Source organism: Streptomyces sp. NPDC002790 (assembly GCF_040295505.1).
Taxonomy (GTDB): Bacteria; Actinomycetota; Actinomycetes; order Streptomycetales; family Streptomycetaceae; genus Streptomyces.
On sequence record NZ_JBEOVM010000044.1, the window covers coordinates 33,312 to 49,757 of the forward strand.

18 protein-coding genes and 1 riboswitch are annotated in these 16,446 nt (G+C 70.2%); of the genes, 9 read left to right on the forward strand and 9 right to left on the reverse strand.

The genetic code is table 11. The annotated features are described in order from the left end of the window. Positions 1-8: 8 nt before the first annotated feature. From metF to ABT004_RS20580, 5 genes are all read right to left on the reverse strand, one after another. Positions 9-929, reverse strand: coding sequence for a methylenetetrahydrofolate reductase [NAD(P)H] (gene metF, locus ABT004_RS20560; RefSeq protein ID WP_351338772.1), 921 nt, complete (start codon positions 927-929; stop codon positions 9-11). 105 nt (positions 930-1,034) lie between these two features. After that, a complete protein-coding gene (gene thiE, locus ABT004_RS20565) occupies positions 1,035-1,682 on the reverse strand; it encodes a thiamine phosphate synthase (protein ID WP_351338774.1) in 648 nt (215 codons plus the stop codon). A 78-nt stretch (positions 1,683-1,760) separates the two neighbouring features. Next, positions 1,761-2,126 (reverse strand): Rv2175c family DNA-binding protein, encoded by a 366-nt coding sequence (locus tag ABT004_RS20570; RefSeq protein ID WP_351338777.1) that lies wholly within the window; start codon positions 2,124-2,126, stop codon positions 1,761-1,763. 116 nt (positions 2,127-2,242) lie between these two features. Beyond that, positions 2,243-3,475 (reverse strand): NAD(P)/FAD-dependent oxidoreductase, encoded by a 1,233-nt coding sequence (locus ABT004_RS20575; RefSeq protein ID WP_451189588.1) that lies wholly within the window; start codon positions 3,473-3,475, stop codon positions 2,243-2,245. A gap of 86 nt (positions 3,476-3,561) precedes the next feature. Beyond that, positions 3,562-3,903, reverse strand: a complete 342-nt coding sequence (locus ABT004_RS20580) for an avidin-fold protein (protein ID WP_351338780.1) — start codon at positions 3,901-3,903, stop codon at positions 3,562-3,564. A 53-nt stretch (positions 3,904-3,956) separates the two neighbouring features. Continuing rightward, positions 3,957-4,070: riboswitch (TPP riboswitch) on the forward strand. Between the two features lie 15 nt (positions 4,071-4,085). Between ABT004_RS20580 and thiO the strand changes: the two genes are divergently transcribed. The 6 genes from thiO to ABT004_RS20610 all read left to right on the forward strand — a co-directional run bounded on the left by thiO (position 4,086) and on the right by ABT004_RS20610 (position 10,054). Continuing rightward, a complete protein-coding gene (gene thiO, locus ABT004_RS20585; RefSeq protein ID WP_351338783.1) occupies positions 4,086-5,264 on the forward strand; it encodes a glycine oxidase ThiO in 1,179 nt (392 codons plus the stop codon). After that, a complete protein-coding gene (thiS, locus tag ABT004_RS20590) occupies positions 5,261-5,461 on the forward strand; it encodes a sulfur carrier protein ThiS (RefSeq protein WP_351338786.1) in 201 nt (66 codons plus the stop codon). Before thiO ends, thiS begins: the two co-directional genes overlap by 4 nt. Positions 5,462-5,468: 7 nt before the next feature. Beyond that, entirely contained in the window at positions 5,469-6,266 is a 798-nt protein-coding gene (locus ABT004_RS20595; RefSeq protein ID WP_351338789.1) for a thiazole synthase, read from the forward strand. A gap of 171 nt (positions 6,267-6,437) precedes the next feature. Further along, complete coding sequence (gene pknB, locus ABT004_RS20600; protein WP_351338792.1) at positions 6,438-8,399, forward strand: Stk1 family PASTA domain-containing Ser/Thr kinase; 1,962 nt, start codon at positions 6,438-6,440, stop codon at positions 8,397-8,399. Positions 8,400-8,618: 219 nt separating this feature from the next. Then, entirely contained in the window at positions 8,619-9,470 is an 852-nt protein-coding gene (locus ABT004_RS20605; protein ID WP_351338812.1) for a deoxyribonuclease IV, read from the forward strand. A 77-nt stretch (positions 9,471-9,547) separates the two neighbouring features. Beyond that, positions 9,548-10,054, forward strand: a complete 507-nt coding sequence (locus tag ABT004_RS20610) for a DUF4396 domain-containing protein (protein ID WP_351338814.1) — start codon at positions 9,548-9,550, stop codon at positions 10,052-10,054. A 24-nt stretch (positions 10,055-10,078) separates the two neighbouring features. Here the strand turns inward: ABT004_RS20610 and ABT004_RS20615 are convergent, their stop codons facing one another. Then, positions 10,079-10,711 (reverse strand): sulfite oxidase-like oxidoreductase, encoded by a 633-nt coding sequence (locus ABT004_RS20615; RefSeq protein WP_266720524.1) that lies wholly within the window; start codon positions 10,709-10,711, stop codon positions 10,079-10,081. 176 nt (positions 10,712-10,887) lie between these two features. On the opposite strand from ABT004_RS20615, the gene bfr reads away from it, so the two are divergent. Then, positions 10,888-11,367 (forward strand): bacterioferritin, encoded by a 480-nt coding sequence (bfr, locus tag ABT004_RS20620; RefSeq protein WP_351338795.1) that lies wholly within the window; start codon positions 10,888-10,890, stop codon positions 11,365-11,367. Positions 11,368-11,378: 11 nt separating this feature from the next. Here bfr and ABT004_RS20625 read toward each other — a convergent pair whose 3' ends face one another. Together ABT004_RS20625 and ABT004_RS20630 are read right to left on the reverse strand one after the other, a co-directional pair. Further along, on the reverse strand, positions 11,379-11,627 hold the full coding sequence (locus tag ABT004_RS20625; protein ID WP_351338798.1) for a (2Fe-2S)-binding protein: 249 nt from the start codon (positions 11,625-11,627) through the stop codon (positions 11,379-11,381). Positions 11,628-11,785: 158 nt separating this feature from the next. Beyond that, a complete protein-coding gene (locus ABT004_RS20630; protein WP_351338801.1) occupies positions 11,786-13,138 on the reverse strand; it encodes a class II 3-deoxy-7-phosphoheptulonate synthase in 1,353 nt (450 codons plus the stop codon). A 109-nt stretch (positions 13,139-13,247) separates the two neighbouring features. Between ABT004_RS20630 and ABT004_RS20635 the strand changes: the two genes are divergently transcribed. Further along, positions 13,248-13,307 (forward strand): trp operon leader peptide, encoded by a 60-nt coding sequence (locus tag ABT004_RS20635; protein ID WP_351338815.1) that lies wholly within the window; start codon positions 13,248-13,250, stop codon positions 13,305-13,307. A 122-nt stretch (positions 13,308-13,429) separates the two neighbouring features. Further along, complete coding sequence (locus ABT004_RS20640) at positions 13,430-15,307, forward strand: anthranilate synthase family protein (protein ID WP_351338803.1); 1,878 nt, start codon at positions 13,430-13,432, stop codon at positions 15,305-15,307. Here ABT004_RS20640 and ABT004_RS20645 read toward each other — a convergent pair. Beyond that, on the reverse strand, positions 15,259-16,257 hold the full coding sequence (locus tag ABT004_RS20645; protein WP_351338806.1) for a 2-hydroxyacid dehydrogenase: 999 nt from the start codon (positions 16,255-16,257) through the stop codon (positions 15,259-15,261). The genes ABT004_RS20640 and ABT004_RS20645 overlap by 49 nt on opposite strands. Between the last annotated feature and the right edge of the window lie 189 nt (positions 16,258-16,446).

Consider the following 16,446-nt stretch of genomic DNA (forward strand, 5'->3'; position numbering starts at 1 on the left):
CGGCGGAATCAGCCCCGCTCGTGGTGCAGGCCCAGGTTCTCGTAGATCTCCAACGTTGCCGTGGAGTTGTTGAGCGTAATGAAGTGCAGACCCGGCACTCCCTCGTCAAGCAGCTTGGCGCAAAACTCCGTAGCGAACTCGATGCCAATGGAGCGTACAGCGGCCGGATCGTCTTTTGCTGTGAGGATTCGCTCTTTCAACTCGGGAGGGAAGTCCGCGTTGCTCAACTTGGGCAGGCGTTCGAGCATGCGCACGCTCGTCACCGGCATGCATTCCGGGATGATCGGCGTCTCGCAGCCGGCCGCGGCGACCTTGTCGCGCAGCCGCAGATACTCCTCCGGGTAGAAGAACATCTGCGTGATCGCGTAATCGGCGCCCGCGCGGCACTTGTCGACGAAGTGCCGCACGTCGGAGTCCCAGTCGGCCGAGCGCGGGTGCATCGCGGGGAATGCGGCGACGCCGACGCAGAAGTCCCCGGACTCCTTGATCAATTCAACGAGTTCGGCCGCGTACGTGAGGCCTTCGGGGTGCGAGATCCAGTCGCCCATGGGGTCGCCGGGCGGGTCGCCGCGGACCGCGAGCATGTTCCGGATCCCGGCGTCGGCGTACTGACCGATGATGTTGCGCAGTTCGGCGACCGAGTGTTCGACGGCGGTGATGTGGGCCACCGGCGTCAGCGTCGTGTCGGCGACGATCTGCTGCGTCTCCTTGACGGTTCCCGCGCGCGTGGAGCCGCCCGCGCCGTACGTCACGGAGACGAAGTCGGGTGAGACCGCCTCGACCCTGCGCAGGGCGTTCCACAGGTTGCGCTCGCCCTTCGGGGTCTTCGGTGCGGAGAACTCGAACGAGAAAACAGTTTTGCCGGGCGCGAGCATGTCGCTCACCCGGCGGGCGCGATCAGTCCTGGTGGAAGCGGTACCTAGGGCCATACGGGCAGGTTACTGACCGATATCCAAAGCCCCTAATCCCCGTCCACCTTGCGGACAGGCCGGCGGGACGGCCTTCACCGGCGGGATTTTCCAGGACCGCGCAGGTCACACGGCGCGCAGGCGCTTCGCGAACTCGGCCGCCGCGTTGGCCGGATCGTCGGCCTCCGTGATGGCCCGGACGACGACGGCTCTGCGGGCTCCGGCCTCCAGGACCTCGTCCAGGTTCGCCAGGTCGATGCCGCCGATCGCGAACCAGGGGCGGTCCGTGTCCAGACCCGCTGTGTAGCGCACGAGGTCCAGGCCGGGGGCGTACCGTCCGGGCTTGGTCGGAGTCGGCCAGCAGGGGCCCGTGCAGAAGTAGTCCACGCCCTCCTGGACGGCCGCCGCGGCGGCCTCGTCCCGCGCGTGCGTGGAGCGGCCGATGAGCACGTCATCGCCGAGGACGGCGCGGGCCGCGGGCACCGGCAGGTCACCCTGGCCGAGGTGCAGCACGTCCGAGCGGGTCGCGTGGGCGACGTCCGCGCGGTCGTTCACCGCGAACAGCTTGCCGTGGCGGCGGGCCGCATCGGCAAACACCTGGAGGTGTTCCAGCTCCTCGCCGGCCTCCATGCCCTTGTCGCGCAGCTGCACGATGTCGACGCCGCCGGCCAGCACGGCGTCGAGGAACTCCGGCAGATCACCCTGGCGCCTGCGCGCGTCGGTGCACAGGTAGAGCCGCGCATCGGCGAGCAGTGCGCGCTTGGAGTCCGCCATGAAGTCCCCCCGTGGGTCGTGCGATATCGGTGGCGTGCGCACCACGAGCCGCGGTGCGCACGCCGGACGGTTGTCGGGTCAGACGGCGAGCGCCTGGGCGCGACGCTTCACCTCCGTGCCGCGATTCTCACTCAAGGCCTGCGCGGGCGTGCCCGGCAGGCTCGGGTCGGGGGTGAAGAGCCATTCCAGCATCTCTTCGTCACTGAAGCCGTCGTCCCGCAGGACTGTCAGGAGGCCGACGAGCCCCTTGACGATCTTGTCGCCGTCGATGAAGGCGGCGGGCACGTGCAGTGCCCTGTTCTCTCCGCGGCGCACGGCGATCAGCTGGCCTTCCTTGACCAGCTGCCGCACACGCGTCACCTCGACATCGAGCATTTCCGCGATGTCGGGGAGGTTGAGCCAGGCGGGGACGAGAGCATCGATGTTTGCGTCAATCTCGGTCACAGGACAAGCGTGCCATCCCGGACTGACACTCGGAAGCCGGGCCGGTGCGGATGGACCACGGATCCTCCCGTTTCACCCCTTCTGGCACGCTTTGCGGGGCCCTCAAGGAGACGGACTCACGCCACCGCGGACTTCAGCGGGCGGGCCGGATCCGCGAGGAGCTCCGGGTCGAGCGCGGTCCGGGACTGGATGAGCTTGCGCCCCTGGGCCAGGTCACGCGGCTTGCCGACGGCGAGGACCGCCACGAGGGCGCCGTCACGCAGCCAGCACACCGACCAGGCGGCGCCGGCGGGGTCGCCGCGCCACACCGTCGCATCGGCGCCCTTGTGGTGCCCGGCGTACTGCACGAACCGGCCGAACTGCTCGGACCAGAAATAGGGCACCGGGTCGTACACCGCCGGGGTCTGCCCGACGATGTTCGCCGCCACCGTGCGCGGCCCCTGCAGCGCGTTGTCCCAGTGGTGGACCATGAGGCGCTCTCCGTAGCGCCCCGAGGGGAACGAGGAGCAGTCCCCCACCGCGTACACGTCGGGCACGGATGTACGCAGCCCGTCGTCCGCGAGGACCTCGCGGTGGGCGCCCAGCTCGATGCCGGAGCCGGCCAGCCAGCGGGTGGCGGGGCGGGCGCCGATGCCGACGACGACGGCTCCCGCGGGCAGCCGCGTGCCGTCGTCGAGGACGACGGCGTCCGGCTCGATGCGCTCCACGCGCGCGTTGGTACGCAGGCGGGCTCCCGCATCGGCGTACCAGGTCGCCATGGGCGCGGCGATCTCGGCGGGCAGCGCCCCGGCCAGCGGCCGCTCGGCGGCCTCCACCACCGTGACCCGGCAGCCCGCCTCGCGGGCCGCGGTGGCGAACTCGGCACCGATCCAGCCGGCGCCCACGACCACCACGTCGTGCTGCTCAGCGAGGACGGGCCGGAGCCGCTCGGCGTCGTCGAGCGTGCGCAGCAGGTGCACTCCGGGGGCGGATCGCGCGCCCGGCAGCTGGACGGGTTCGGCGCCGGTCGCGACGACCAGCACGTCGTACGGGACCGGGCCTTCGGCGGTGTCGAGCTCGTGGTCGCCGGGGCGCAGCCCGGTCACCTCGCGGCCCAGCTCGAGGGAGACGCCGAGCGCCTCGAAGTCCACGTCGAAGGCCGAGCCCTCGGCCTTGCCGAGCAGCACCGCCTTGGACAGCGGAGGCCGGTCGTACGGCTGGTGGGGTTCGGCACCGAGCAGCGTGATCGCGCCGGTGAAGCCGTGTTCGCGCAGCGCGACCGCGGTCTGCACACCGGCCATGCCCGCGCCCACGATGACGACGTTCCGCTGCCCCGAAGGCGCTCCGCTCCCGCTCCGCTGCTCGCTCACGGAAGCAACCTTAGGCACCTGATCATTCGGCAGTCAGCGATGCGGACCACTCCGACACCGTGACGTCCTCCACACATGCCGCCGGTTTAGCGCGCGAGCTCCTCGACCACGCTGGTGCCGCGACCCTCCTGCGACTCCCACTCCCAGGTCTCGTCGAGGCGCACCCGGCCGTCCGGGAGCTCGGACACGGTCGAGACGCAGTGTCCCGAGGAGGTGGTCCCGTCGGTCTTCAGCTGGACGTAGCGGAAGTCGATCTCGTCCCCGGAGCGCGTGCCCACAAGGTTCCCCTGGACGACATCGCCGCCTACGTAGTCGGCCGAAATGCGGCCGTCACTCTCCCGGTACGTGAAGCGGGTGCGCGTGCCCACCTGACCGGGAGCCTGGTCGGCAACGGGGGACATCACGAGACCGTCGAGAGATCGGGGCACTGGTTCGAGGCTCCCTTACTGGGGGTCGCGGTGAACGGCTAGGGTGGCCAACGTAGAGCACTCGCGGGAGCCCGTACGCAGCGGGCTGAGAGGGAGGCTGGAGCGGCCTTCGACCGTACGAACCTGATCCGGGTCATACCGGCGAAGGGAGGGGCTTGACGCCCATGTCACCCATGTCGTCCATGCCTTCAACGCATCCCGTCCCCCCGCACACCCACGACGTCCTCGTCGTCGGTGGCGGCATCATCGGTCTGGTCACCGCATGGCGGGCCGCGCAGCGCGGCCTGACCGTGGCGGTCGCGGACCCCGAACCCGGCGGCGGGGCCGCCCAGGTGGCGGCCGGAATGCTGGCCGCGGTCACCGAACTCCACCACGGCGAGCAGACGTTGCTCGGCCTGAACCTCGCCTCGGCGCGCCGCTACCCGGACTTCGCGGCCGAGCTGTCCGAGGCCACCGGGCAGGACCTCGGCTACCGCGCGTGCGGCACGCTCGCGGTCGCGCTCGACGCCGACGACCGCGCCCACCTTCGCGAACTGCACGCGCTGCAAACGAAGTCGGGGCTCGAGTCCGAGTGGCTCTCGGGCCGCGACTGCCGCCGCCTCGAACCAATGCTCGCGCCGGGCGTACGCGGCGGACTGCGCGTCGACGGCGACCACCAGATCGACCCGAGAAGGCTCGCGAGCGCCCTCGTGACGGCCTGCGAGCGCTCCGGCGTGACCTTCCACAGATCGTGGGCCGAAAGGCTCTGTGTCGTCCGCGACCGGGCGCGCGGCGCGGTCCTCGCCGACGGCACCGAACTCGCCGCCGGCCAGGTGGTGCTGGCGGCGGGCAGCCGCGGCGGACAGCTCGCGGGGGTGCCCGACGCGGTACTGCCGCCGGTGCGCCCCGTCAAGGGCCAGGTGCTGCGCCTGACGGTGCCGAAGCGGTACGTGCCCTTCCTCAGCCGCACGGTCCGGGCGGTCGTCCGCGGCGGCAACCTCTACCTGGTGCCGCGCGTCAACGGCGAACTCGTGGTGGGCGCGACCAGCGAGGAACTCGGCTGGGACACCACGGTCACCGCGGGAGGCGTCTACGAACTCCTGCGGGACGCCCACGAACTCGTCCCCGGCATCACCGAACTCCCGCTCACCGAGACCCGCGCGGGCCTGCGCCCCGGCTCCCCCGACAACGCCCCGCTCCTCGGCCCGACCACCCTGCCCGGCCTCCTCCTGGCGACCGGCCACTACCGCAACGGCGTGCTCCTGACGCCGATCACCGGCGACGCCATGGCGCACGCCCTGACCACCGGTGAACTTCCGGAAGAGGCCCGCCCGTTCACGCCGAAACGCTTCGGCACAGCCCTCGTGGAGCAGCCCGTATGAACGTCCACGTCAACGGCGAGCCGCGCACGGTGACCGCGGGCACCACGCTCGCCCTCCTGGTCACCACGCTCACCACCGCACCCAAGGGCGTCGCCGCCGCCCTCAACGAAACCGTCGTCCCCCGCACCCAATGGCCCGCCACGGCGCTCTCCGAAGGAGACCGCGTCGAGGTCCTCACGGCCGTACAAGGAGGCTGAACCGTCCATGGCCGACGACACTTTCGACCTCGGGGGCGACACGTACTCCTCGCGCCTGATCATGGGCACGGGCGGGGCACCCAGCCTCGACGTCCTGGAGCGCGCCCTGGTGGCCTCCGGAACCGAACTCACCACCGTGGCGATGCGCCGCGTGGACGCGAGCGTGCACGGCTCGGTGCTCTCCGTCCTGGAGAAGCTGAACATCCGGGTGCTGCCGAACACGGCCGGCTGCTACACCGCGGGAGAGGCGATCCTGACGGCCCGCCTCGCGCGCGAGGCGCTCGACACGGACCTGGTGAAGCTCGAGGTCATCGCCGACGAGCGCACCCTGCTGCCAGACCCGATCGAGCTGCTCGACGCGGCGGAGGCCCTGGTGGACGACGGCTTCACGGTCCTTCCCTACACGAACGACGACCCGGTCCTGGCCCGCAAGCTGGAGGACGTCGGCTGCGCGGCGATCATGCCGCTCGGCTCCCCCATCGGTTCGGGGCTCGGTATCCGCAACCCGCACAACTTCCAGCTGATCACCGAGCACGCGCGCGTGCCGGTGATCCTGGACGCGGGGGCGGGCACGGCGTCCGATGTGACGCTCGCCATGGAGCTGGGCTGCGCGGGTGTGATGCTCGCCTCCGCGGTGACCCGCGCGCAGGAGCCGGTCCTCATGGCCGACGGGATGCGGCACGCGGTGGAGGCGGGACGCTTCGCATACCGGGCCGGGCGCATCCCTAAGCGTCACTTCGCGGAGGCGTCCTCGTCTGCGGAGGGGCGGGCGCGGCTTGATCCGGAGCGGCCGGCGTTCCGGTAAGCCGCACCGGGGTGGCGGTCGCGGGGCTCTGCCCCGGACCCCGCGCCTCAATCGCCGGCGGGGCTTAAAAGGACCCCGCGGGCTTGAGGGTGGTCACAGCTGTGCTGCAGTACTGGCCCGGTCCTGCGGCACGGAAGCTGGGTGTCGGTCGCTCCTCGTAGACTCGCCTGCGTGGACACGACCCTTCAGGACCCGTTGCTCGGGCACGTGCTCGACGGCCGGTACCGCGTCGACGCACGCATCGCGGTCGGCGGGATGGCCACGGTCTACCGGGCCGTGGACACCCGCCTCGACCGCGTGCTCGCGCTCAAGGTGATGCACCCCTCGCTGGCCGCCGACGCCTCGTTCGTGGACCGCTTCATCCGCGAGGCCAAGTCGGTGGCCCGCCTCTCGCACCCGAACGTCGTGGGGGTCTTCGACCAGGGCACCGACGGCGCGTACGTGTATCTGGCGATGGAGTACGTGGCCGGCTGCACCCTGCGCGACGTGCTGCGCGACCGGGGCGCGCTGCGGCCCCGCGCCGCCCTCGACATCCTGGAGCCGGTCCTCGCCGCGCTGGGAGCGGCCCACCGGGCGGGCTTCGTGCACCGCGACATGAAGCCGGAGAACGTCCTGATTGGGGACGACGGCCGGGTGAAGGTGGCGGACTTCGGTCTCGTACGGGCCGTGGACACGGTCACGAACACCACCGGCGCGGTCCTCGGCACGGTCTCGTACCTGGCGCCCGAGCAGATCGAGAACGGCACGGCGACGGCGAGCGTGGACGTCTACGCGTGCGGTGTCGTGTTCTACGAGATGCTCACGGGAGGCAAGCCGCACGCGGGCGAGTCCCCCGCCCAGATCCTCTACAAGCACCTCCACGAGGACGTGCCCCCGCCCTCGGCCGCGGTCCCCGGCCTCCCCTACGAGCTCGACGAACTGGTCGCGTCGGCGACGGCCCGCACCCCCGAGGTGCGCCCGCACGACGCGGTGGCCCTCCTCGCGCAGGCCAGGGGCGCCCGGTCGGCGCTCACGGACGCCCAGTTGGACGCGGTGCCGCCGCAGGCGCGCGATACGGAGTACGTGGGGGCCGACGACCGTACGAGCGTGATCCCGCGCGCGGTGGGCACACCCGTACAGCTGCCGCTGCCCACGGACTCCGAGGACCAGGCGCGGCTCAACCGGACGAGCCGCCTGGAGATGCCGCCGGCTCCGCCGCCCACGGTCCCCGGGCCGGCTCACGGCGGCGGTCGCGGTCGTGGTCGCGGCCCGCAGCGCCGCACCATCGCGATCCTCGCGGCGATCCTGCTGGTCCTCGGTGTCGGCACCGGCGTCTGGTACATCAACTCCGGCCAGTTCACGCAGGTCCCGTCCGTCCTCAACCAGACGCAGGGGCAGGCCGAGAAGCGGCTTGCCGACGCGGGCCTGGAGCGGGGCACGGTCACGCGCGCGTACAGCGACACGTACAAGCGCGGCACCGTCATGGACAGCGACCCGGGATCCGGCGACCGAATCCGCGGCGGCGGCACGGTGGACCTGACGGTGTCCAGGGGGTCGAAGACCGTGAAGGTCCCCGACCTCAGCGACACCCCTCTGGACACGGCGAAGAGCGACCTCAAGAAGCGGGACCTCGAACCGGGCATGACCACCAGGGAGTTCAGCGACCAGATCGCCAAGGGCTCGGTGATCCGCACGGATCCCGGAGCGGGCGAGACCCGCAGGGCCGGTTCCGCCGTCGCCCTGGTCGTCTCCAAGGGCTCCCCCGTCGACGTCCCCGATGTCACGGGCGAGTCCGAGCAGGATGCCATCGCCGATCTCGAGGACGAGGGCCTGAAGGCCGAGATCTCCACGAAGCGGGTCCACTCCGAGGAGGACAAGGGCGACATCGCCAAGCAGTCCCCCGCCGAGGGCAAGCAGCTCGCCAAGGGCGACACGGTGACCCTGACGATCTCCAAGGGGCCCGTCATGGTCGAGGTCCCCGATGTCACGGGGCAGAAGGTCGACGACGCGAAGTCGCGGCTCAGTGCGGCGGGTTTCGAGGTGGAGGAGGACCGGGGGCTGCTCGGGCTGTTCGGCGACACCGTGAGGAGCCAGTCGGTGGAGGGCGGCGACGAAGCGCCCAAGGGGTCGACCGTGACGATCACCATCCGGTAGTCGGCCGGGCGTGTGCACCGGCACCGGGGCTGGGCTCTCGGGGCTCTGTCCCGGCCCCCGCTACTCAATCGCCGCAGGGGCTTGATAGATCAAGCCCCGCCGGCGTTTGAGGCGCGGGGGCCGGGGCGGAGCCCCGAGGCGTCGGGCACGGTGGGCCGTCTGCTCAATCGCCGCAGGGGATTGGTTGCCCATGGCACCCTTGGCCGAGTGAACAGCAGCATCCGTAATCCCATTGGCGGTCACGTTCCCGTGGCCGGTGGCCTCGCGAAGACAGGGCTCTCCTACGCTCGTGACCTCAAGGCCGAAACCGTCCAGGTCTTCGTGGCCAACCCCCGCGGCTGGGCCACCCCGCCCGGAAACCCTCAGCAGGACGAGGACTTCCGCACCCAGTGCGCCGCCGAGAACATCCCGGCGTACGTCCACGCGCCCTACCTGATCAACTTCGGCTCGCACACCGAGGCGACCGTCGACAGGTCCGTGGACTCCCTGCGGCACTCGCTGCGCCGAGCCCGCGCGATCGGCGCCCTCGGCGTCGTCGTGCACACCGGCTCCGCGACCGGTGGCCGGGAGCGCGAGGTCGCCCTCGCGCAGGTTCGCGAGCGGATGCTGCCGCTGCTCGACGAGCTGACCCACGACGACGACCCGTTCCTGCTCCTGGAGTCGACCGCGGGCCAGGGCGCCTCGCTGTGCTCGCGCACCTGGGACTTCGGCCCGTACTTCGACGTCCTCGACCGCCACCCCAAGCTGGGCGTCTGCCTCGACACCTGCCACATCTTCGCGGCGGGCCACGACCTCACGGGCCCGGCCGGCATGAAGCAGACCCTCGACCTCCTCGTGGACACGGTCGGCGAGGGCCGCCTCAAGCTGATCCACGCCAACGACTCCAAGGACGTCGTGGGCGCCCACAAGGACCGGCACGAGAACATCGGCTCCGGTCACATCGGCGAGGAGCCGTTCCGCGAGCTGCTCACCCACCCCGCGACCGAGAACGTTCCCCTGGTCATCGAGACGCCCGGCGGCAAGGAGGGCCACGCGGCCGACGTCGCGCGCCTCAAGGAACTTCGGAGCTGAGAACCCTCGGACGGAATACCCCATGGGGGTATACGGTTCCCTCAGTGGCAGCACCCACCACGATCACTGGGGGAACCATGCGGCACGAGACGCACACCGGACACGAACACGAACACGAACACCATGGCGCACCCGGCACCAGCGGCAGGGTCAACTGGTCCATGGCCGCGCAGGCCACCCTGCACTGCCTCACCGGCTGCGCCATCGGCGAGGTCCTCGGCATGGTGATCGGCACCGCGCTCGGCTGGGGCAACGTACCGACGATGATCCTGGCGATCGCGCTCGCCTTCGTCTTCGGCTACTCGCTCACCTTGCGCGGCGTCCTGCGCGCGGGCGTCGACTTCAAGACGGCGTTCCGGGTCGCGCTCGCCGCGGACACCCTCTCCATCGCGGTCATGGAACTGATCGACAACGGCGTCATCGCGCTGTGGCCGAACGCGATGGACGCCCACCTCGACGACGCCCTCTTCTGGGGCGCGCTCGCGGTGTCACTGGCGATCGCCTTCGTCGTCACGACCCCGGTCAACCGCTGGATGATCGGCCGCGGCAAGGGCCACGCGGTGGTCCACAAGTACCACCACTGAGGAGTACAGAAGGCTCCGGAACCCCTAGAACTCGGGCCCTTCGCCGGGCCCCTCCTGGTACGAGTACCGCTGCTCGCGCCACGGGTCGCCCACGTTGTGGTACCCGCGCTCCTCCCAGAAACCGCGCCGGTCCGCCGTCATGTACTCGACGCCGCGCACCCACTTCGGGCCCTTCCAGGCGTACAGATGGGGCACCACGAGACGCAGCGGGAAACCGTGCTCCGCGGTGAGCAGTTCGCCGTCCTTGTGCGTGGCGAAGATGGCCCGCTCGGAGGCGAAGTCGGACAGCCGCAGATTGGACGAGAATCCGTACTCGGCCCACACCATCACATGGGTGACATCGGGCCCGGGAGGGGCGAGTTCCAGGATCGTGGAGGCGCGGACGCCGCCCCATTCGGCGGCGAGCATGCTGAACTTCGTGACGCAGTGCAGGTCACCGACCACGGTCCCGTACGGCAGCGCCGCGAACTCCTCGTGGTTCCAGCAGTGCTTGTCGCCGTCGGCGGTCGCCCCGAAGACCCTGAACTCCCAGCGCTCGGGGCGGAACTTGGGCACCGGGCCGTAGTGCGTGACGGGCCAGCCGCGCTGCAGACGCTGCCCCGGTGGAAGCTCCGGCTGCACTGCTCCCCCAGACTCGCGACCCACCGGATGACCCATGCCCTCCATCCTGACAGACCTTGAGCAGTGGACGTGACCACGCCCACCCCGCCCGGACCTGCCACGAACGTCGATTCGGGCAACTCCTACTAAGCATGCACTTACTGGACGCACTCCTGTGCCGGTGCAAGGATGCGCGAAACCTGCCCAGTAACCGCTTGGAAGGAGCCTCTGCGATGCAGGGCGACCCCGAGGTCATCGAGTTTCTCAACGAACAGCTGACGGCCGAGCTCACGGCCATCAATCAGTACTTTCTGCACGCGAAGATGCAGGACAACTTCGGCTGGACGAAGCTCGCGAAGTACACACGCTCCGAGTCGTTCGACGAGATGAAGCACGCGGAGCTGCTGACCGACCGGATCCTGTTCCTGGACGGCCTGCCGAACTATCAGCGGCTCTTCCACGTCCGGGTCGGCCAGACGGTCACCGAGATGTTCCATGCGGACCGGCAGATCGAGGTCGAGGCGATCGACCGCCTCAAGCGGGGCATCGAGGTGATGCGCGGCAAGGGCGACATCACGTCCGCGAACCTTTTTGAGTCGATCCTCGAGGACGAGGAGCACCACATCGACTACCTGGACACGCAGCTTGAACTGGTGGAGAAGCTGGGTGAGGCGCTCTACATCGCGCAGCTCATCGAGCAGCCGGAGAGCTAGTAGCCCGAGAGCTAGGCCGCCTTCGGCAACTCCGTCGACGGTTCGAGCGCCGCGGCCGTCTCGCCCTGTTCCACGAGGTCCCGGCGGGGGCACGCGCTGCGGCCGAGCAGTGCCTGGATCCGGCGGACGCAGGAGCCGCAGTCGGTGCCGGCCTTGCAGGCCGACGCTATCTGGCGGGGAGTGCAGGCACCGTCCTCCGCGTGCTTCTTGACCTGCGCCTCGGTGACACCGAAGCAGTTGCAGACGAACACGCGGTTCACCTCCCGGTCGGACTGTCGTCGGGACTCATAGCAAACGCCGTCCCGATTGGTCGGTGAGGCTAACCTAACCTTACCCGGCCGACCAGAAGCACAAAAGTGCCGTGGGGCGCGGATCCTTGTGATCCGCGCCCCACGGCGTTACCTACAGTGAACCGGGCTCACTGGTCGCGGTACATCTCCGCCACCAGGAACGCCAGGTCGAGCGACTGGCTGCGGTTCAGGCGCGGGTCGCAGGCCGTCTCGTAGCGCTGGTGCAGATCGTCGACGAAGATCTCGTCGCCGCCGCCCACGCACTCGGTGACATCGTCACCGGTGAGCTCGACGTGGATGCCGCCCGGGTGCGTGCCGAGCGCCTTGTGGACCTCGAAGAAGCCCTTGACCTCGTCGAGCACGTCGTCGAAGCGCCGGGTCTTGTGACCGGAGGCCGCCTCGTACGTGTTGCCGTGCATCGGGTCGGTGATCCAGGCGACCTGCGCACCGGACGCCGTGACCTTCTCCACCAGCTCGGGCAGCTTGTCGCGGACCTTGTCGGCGCCCATGCGGACGATGAAGGTCAGCCGGCCGGGCTCGCGGTCGGGGTCGAGGCGCTCGATGTACTGCAGCGCGTCCTCGGCCGTCGTCGTCGGGCCGAGCTTGATCCCGATCGGGTTGCGGATCTTCGAGGCGAACTCGACGTGCGCGTGGTCGAGCTGACGCGTGCGCTCGCCGATCCAGACCATGTGGGCCGAGACGTCGTACAGGTTGCCCGTACGCGAGTCCACGCGGGTCAGCGCCGACTCGTAGTCGAGGAGCAGCGCCTCGTGGGAGGCGTAGAACTCGACGGCCTTGAACTCGGCCGGGTCGGTGCCGCAGGCCTTCATGAAGTTCAGCGCGTTGTCGATCTCGCGGGCCAGCTGCTCGTAGCGCTGCCCGGAGGCGGACGCCTTCACGAAGTCCTGGTTCCAGGCGTGCACCTGGCGCAGGTCGGCGTAGCCACCGGTGGTGAAGGCACGCACCAGGTTGAGCGTGGAGGCAGAGGCGTTGTACATCTGCTTCAGGCGCTCGGGGTCCGGGACGCGCGCGGCCTCGGTGAACTCGAAGCCGTTGACGGAGTCGCCGCGGTAGGTCGGCAGGGTCACGCCGTCGCGGGTCTCGGTGTTCTTGGAGCGCGGCTTGGAGTACTGGCCCGCGATGCGGCCGATCTTCACGACCGGCACGGAGGCCGCGTACGTGAGGACGGCGCTCATCTGGAGCAGCGTCTTCAGCTTCGCGCGGATATGGTCCGCGGAAACGGCGTCGAAGGCCTCGGCGCAGTCGCCGCCCTGGAGCAGGAACGCCTCTCCCTTGGCGACGGCGGCCATACGGTCGCGCAGCTGGTCGCACTCGCCGGCGAAGACGAGCGGCGGATACGACTCGAGGTCCGCGATCACATCGCGCAGAGCCTCGGCATCGGGGTACTCGGGCTGCTGCGCCGCGGGCAGGTCTCGCCAGGTGTTGCCAGCGCTGGCGCTGGTCTTAGCGTTCACGGTCACCTCGTAAACACTACGGGGTCGGGTCGCCGGTCCATTCCCCCGCTCATCTTTTGAGACGGACGCGACACGTCTGAGCCGTACCGCCCGGGCATCGGGTACGGTGACGCTCATGTTCGCGCAGCAACTGCACCGCACCTGGTGGTGGACCGCACATCCGGCGGCCCACTGACTGCGCGTACCTGAAACCGCGAAGGCCGCCCGAGGGGCGGCCTTCAGTGTTTTCAGAGGCTGTTCCTCCCTGACGACTCCCCAAGTCGACGACTCACGAAGTCACTGGAAGGAACACTCCTCATGCTGGACGCACTGCTCGCCGACGACCGCCCCTTCGCCCTGCTGCGCCGCCGCACCCCCGGCCGCGAGCACGACACGGTCGAGGTGCTTGTCGGCCAGGTCGGCGCGTACGAACGCCTGGCCGACATCCCCGAAGGGCTCGCGCTCGTCCCCTTCCGGCAGATCCGCGAACGCGGCTTCGACGTCCGCGACGACGGCACCCCGCTCACGGTCCTCACCCCCGAGGAGTCGTACGAGATCCCGCTCGCCGAGGCCCTGGAACAGCTTCCGCGCCACGACGTCCGGGTCCGTGACGGCGGCTTCGACGTCGACGACGACCGTTACGCGGACATCGTCGGCCGGGTGCTGCGCGAGGAGATCGGCCGGGGCGAGGGCGCCAACTTCGTGATCCGCCGTACGTACGAGGGTGAGATCGCGGGATTCTCGCGGGCCGACGCCCTGGCGTTGTTCCGGCGGCTGCTCGACGGGGAGCGGGGCGCGTACTGGACGTTCGTCGTGCACACCGGGGAGCGCACGCTGGTGGGCGCGAGCCCCGAGGTGCATGTGCGGATGTCCGGCGGCACCGTCGTCATGAACCCGATCAGCGGCACGTACCGCTACCCGGCCGAGGGCCCGACGCCCGAGCACCTGCTGGACTTCCTCGCCGACGGCAAGGAGATCGAGGAGCTGTCGATGGTCGTCGACGAGGAGCTCAAGATGATGTGCACCGTCGGCGACATGGGCGGTGTCGTCGTCGGTCCGCGGCTCAAGGAGATGGCGCACCTCGCGCACACCGAGTACGAGCTGCGCGGCAAGTCGACGCTCGACGTGCGGGACGTCCTCAAGGAGACGATGTTCGCGGCGACCGTCACCGGCTCGCCCGTGCAGAACGCGTGCCGGGTCATCGAGCGGTATGAGGTCGGCGGCCGCGGCTACTACGCGGGCGCGCTCGCGCTCGTCGGCCGCGACGCGGGCGGGGCGCAGACGCTCGACTCCCCCATCCTGATCCGCACCGCCGACATCGACGCCTCCGGGCGGCTCCGCGTCCCGGTCGGCGCGACGCTCGTGCGCGGCTCCGACCCGGCGAGCGAGGTCGCGGAGACGCACGCCAAGGCCGCCGGTGTGCTCGCCGCGCTCGGCGTGCGTCCGGCGCGCCCGCGCGGGGAGGGCGCGCGGGCGCCGCTCGCCGACGACCCGCGGGTGCGGGCCGCGCTCGACGGGCGGCGGGCGTCCCTGGCGCCGTTCTGGCTGCGGATGCAGAAGCGCGAGAGCGACCTCTCCGGTCACGCGCTCGTCGTCGACGGCGAGGACACGTTCACCGCGATGCTCGCGCACGTGCTGCGCTCGACGGGGCTCGACGTGACGGTGCGGCGCTACGACGAGGAGGGGCTGCGGGAGGCGGTGCTCGCGCACGAGGGCCCGGTCGTCCTCGGCCCGGGCCCCGGTGACCCCTCGGACGTCACCGACCCGAAGATGCGCTTCCTGCGCGCTCTGACCGCCGACGTGATCCGCGGCCACGAGCACGGCGTGCTCGGCGTCTGCCTGGGCCACGAGCTGATCGCGGCGGAGCTGGGCCTGGAGATCGTCCGCAAGGAGGTGCCGTACCAGGGCGCGCAGACCGACGTCGAGGTGTTCGGGCGGACCGAGAAGGTCGGGTTCTACAACAGCTTCGTGGCGTCCTGCGACGACGGCGCGGCGACCGAACTGGCGGCGCACGGCGTGGAGATCAGCAGGGACCGGGTGACGGGCGAGGTGCACGCGCTGCGGGGGCCTTCGTTCGCCGCGGTCCAGTTCCACCCGGAGTCGGTGCTGTCGCTGCGCGGCGCCGGGATCGTGGGCGAACTGATGGCTCAGCTGGCAGCCGGCACCAGCACGTTCTCGGAGCGGCGGCCCGCCTGATAGTCCAGGACGTTCTGCACCGTGGTCTCGATGATCTGTCCGACCGCGTCCACGGTGTAGTACGCCTGGTGGGACGTGACGAGGACGTTCGGGAACGTGACCAGGCGGGCCAGGGTGTCGTCCTCGACGACGTCGAGGGACTTGTCGAGGAAGAACAGGCCCGCCTCCGCCTCGTACACGTCGAGGCCGACGCCGGCGAAGCGGCCCTCGCGCAGCTCGGTGACGAGCGCCTTGGTGTCGATGAGGCCGCCGCGGCTGGAGTTGATCAGGATCGCGTCGTCCTTCATGGCGCGCAGCGCGGCGGCGTCGACGATGTGCTCGGTGGCGGGCAGCAGCGGCACGTGCAGGCTGATGACGTCCGCCTCCGCGAACAGCTGGTCCTTGTCGACGTACTTCATGCCGAGGGCCGTGCAGTTCGGGTTCTCGGCGACGTCCCAGCCCAGCAGGTTCATGCCGAAGCCGTGCGCGATCCGGGTGAAAGCCTCACCGATCTTGCCGGTGCCGAGCACGCCGACGGTGCGGCCCCGCAGATCGCGGCCCATCAGCCCGTCGAGGCGGAAGTCGAAGTCGCGGGTGCGGGTGCTGGCGCGGACGATGCGGCGGTTGACGGCCATCGCGAGGGTCCAGGCGAACTCGGCGACCGAGTACGGCGAGTAGTACGAGACGCGGGCCACGGTCAGGCCGAGCCGCTCGGCGACCTGGAGGTCGATGTTGTTGAACCCGGTGGAGCGCTGGGCGATCAGTTGCGTGCCGCCGGCCGCGAGGGTCTGGAGCACGTGGTGGTTGAGGGTGGCGTTGACGCTGGTGGAGACGGCCTCGTAGCCGGCCGCGATGGGAGCGGTGTCCTCGTTGAGGAAGACGTCGAGGCAGCGGACGTCGTGGTGTCCTTCGAAGGCCTTCTCGATGAGCGGCCTTTCGTCCGATTGAACCCCGAATGCGAGAATCTCCATGGGGGCGAGTCTAGGTGGACCGAGCCCGTGCGGCGATCAATCCCCCACCCCACCCCTTCCCGAAAGTCCTGCCGGACGGGCCTGCTCAATCGCCGCAGGGGCTTGATAAATCAAGCCCCTGCGGCAAAATCAAGCCCCGCCGGCGATTGTGGCGCGGGGTCCGGGGCGGAGCCACGAGGCGTCAGCCGA

Bases quoted from the DNA above. Each gene is read 5' to 3' on its own strand.
- metF (WP_351338772.1), bottom strand. From the start codon at position 929: ATGGCCCTAGGTACCGCTTCCACCAGGACTGATCGCGCCCGCCGGGTG.
- thiE (WP_351338774.1), bottom strand. From the start codon at position 1,682: ATGGCGGACTCCAAGCGCGCACTGCTCGCCGATGCGCGGCTCTACCTG.
- thiO (WP_351338783.1), top strand. From the start codon at position 4,086: ATGCCTTCAACGCATCCCGTCCCCCCGCACACCCACGACGTCCTCGTC.
- thiS (WP_351338786.1), top strand. From the start codon at position 5,261: ATGAACGTCCACGTCAACGGCGAGCCGCGCACGGTGACCGCGGGCACC.
- ABT004_RS20595 (WP_351338789.1), top strand. From the start codon at position 5,469: ATGGCCGACGACACTTTCGACCTCGGGGGCGACACGTACTCCTCGCGC.
- ABT004_RS20610 (WP_351338814.1), top strand. From the start codon at position 9,548: ATGCGGCACGAGACGCACACCGGACACGAACACGAACACGAACACCAT.
- ABT004_RS20615 (WP_266720524.1), bottom strand. From the start codon at position 10,711: ATGGGTCATCCGGTGGGTCGCGAGTCTGGGGGAGCAGTGCAGCCGGAG.
- bfr (WP_351338795.1), top strand. From the start codon at position 10,888: ATGCAGGGCGACCCCGAGGTCATCGAGTTTCTCAACGAACAGCTGACG.
- ABT004_RS20640 (WP_351338803.1), top strand. From the start codon at position 13,430: ATGCTGGACGCACTGCTCGCCGACGACCGCCCCTTCGCCCTGCTGCGC.
- ABT004_RS20645 (WP_351338806.1), bottom strand. From the start codon at position 16,257: ATGGAGATTCTCGCATTCGGGGTTCAATCGGACGAAAGGCCGCTCATC.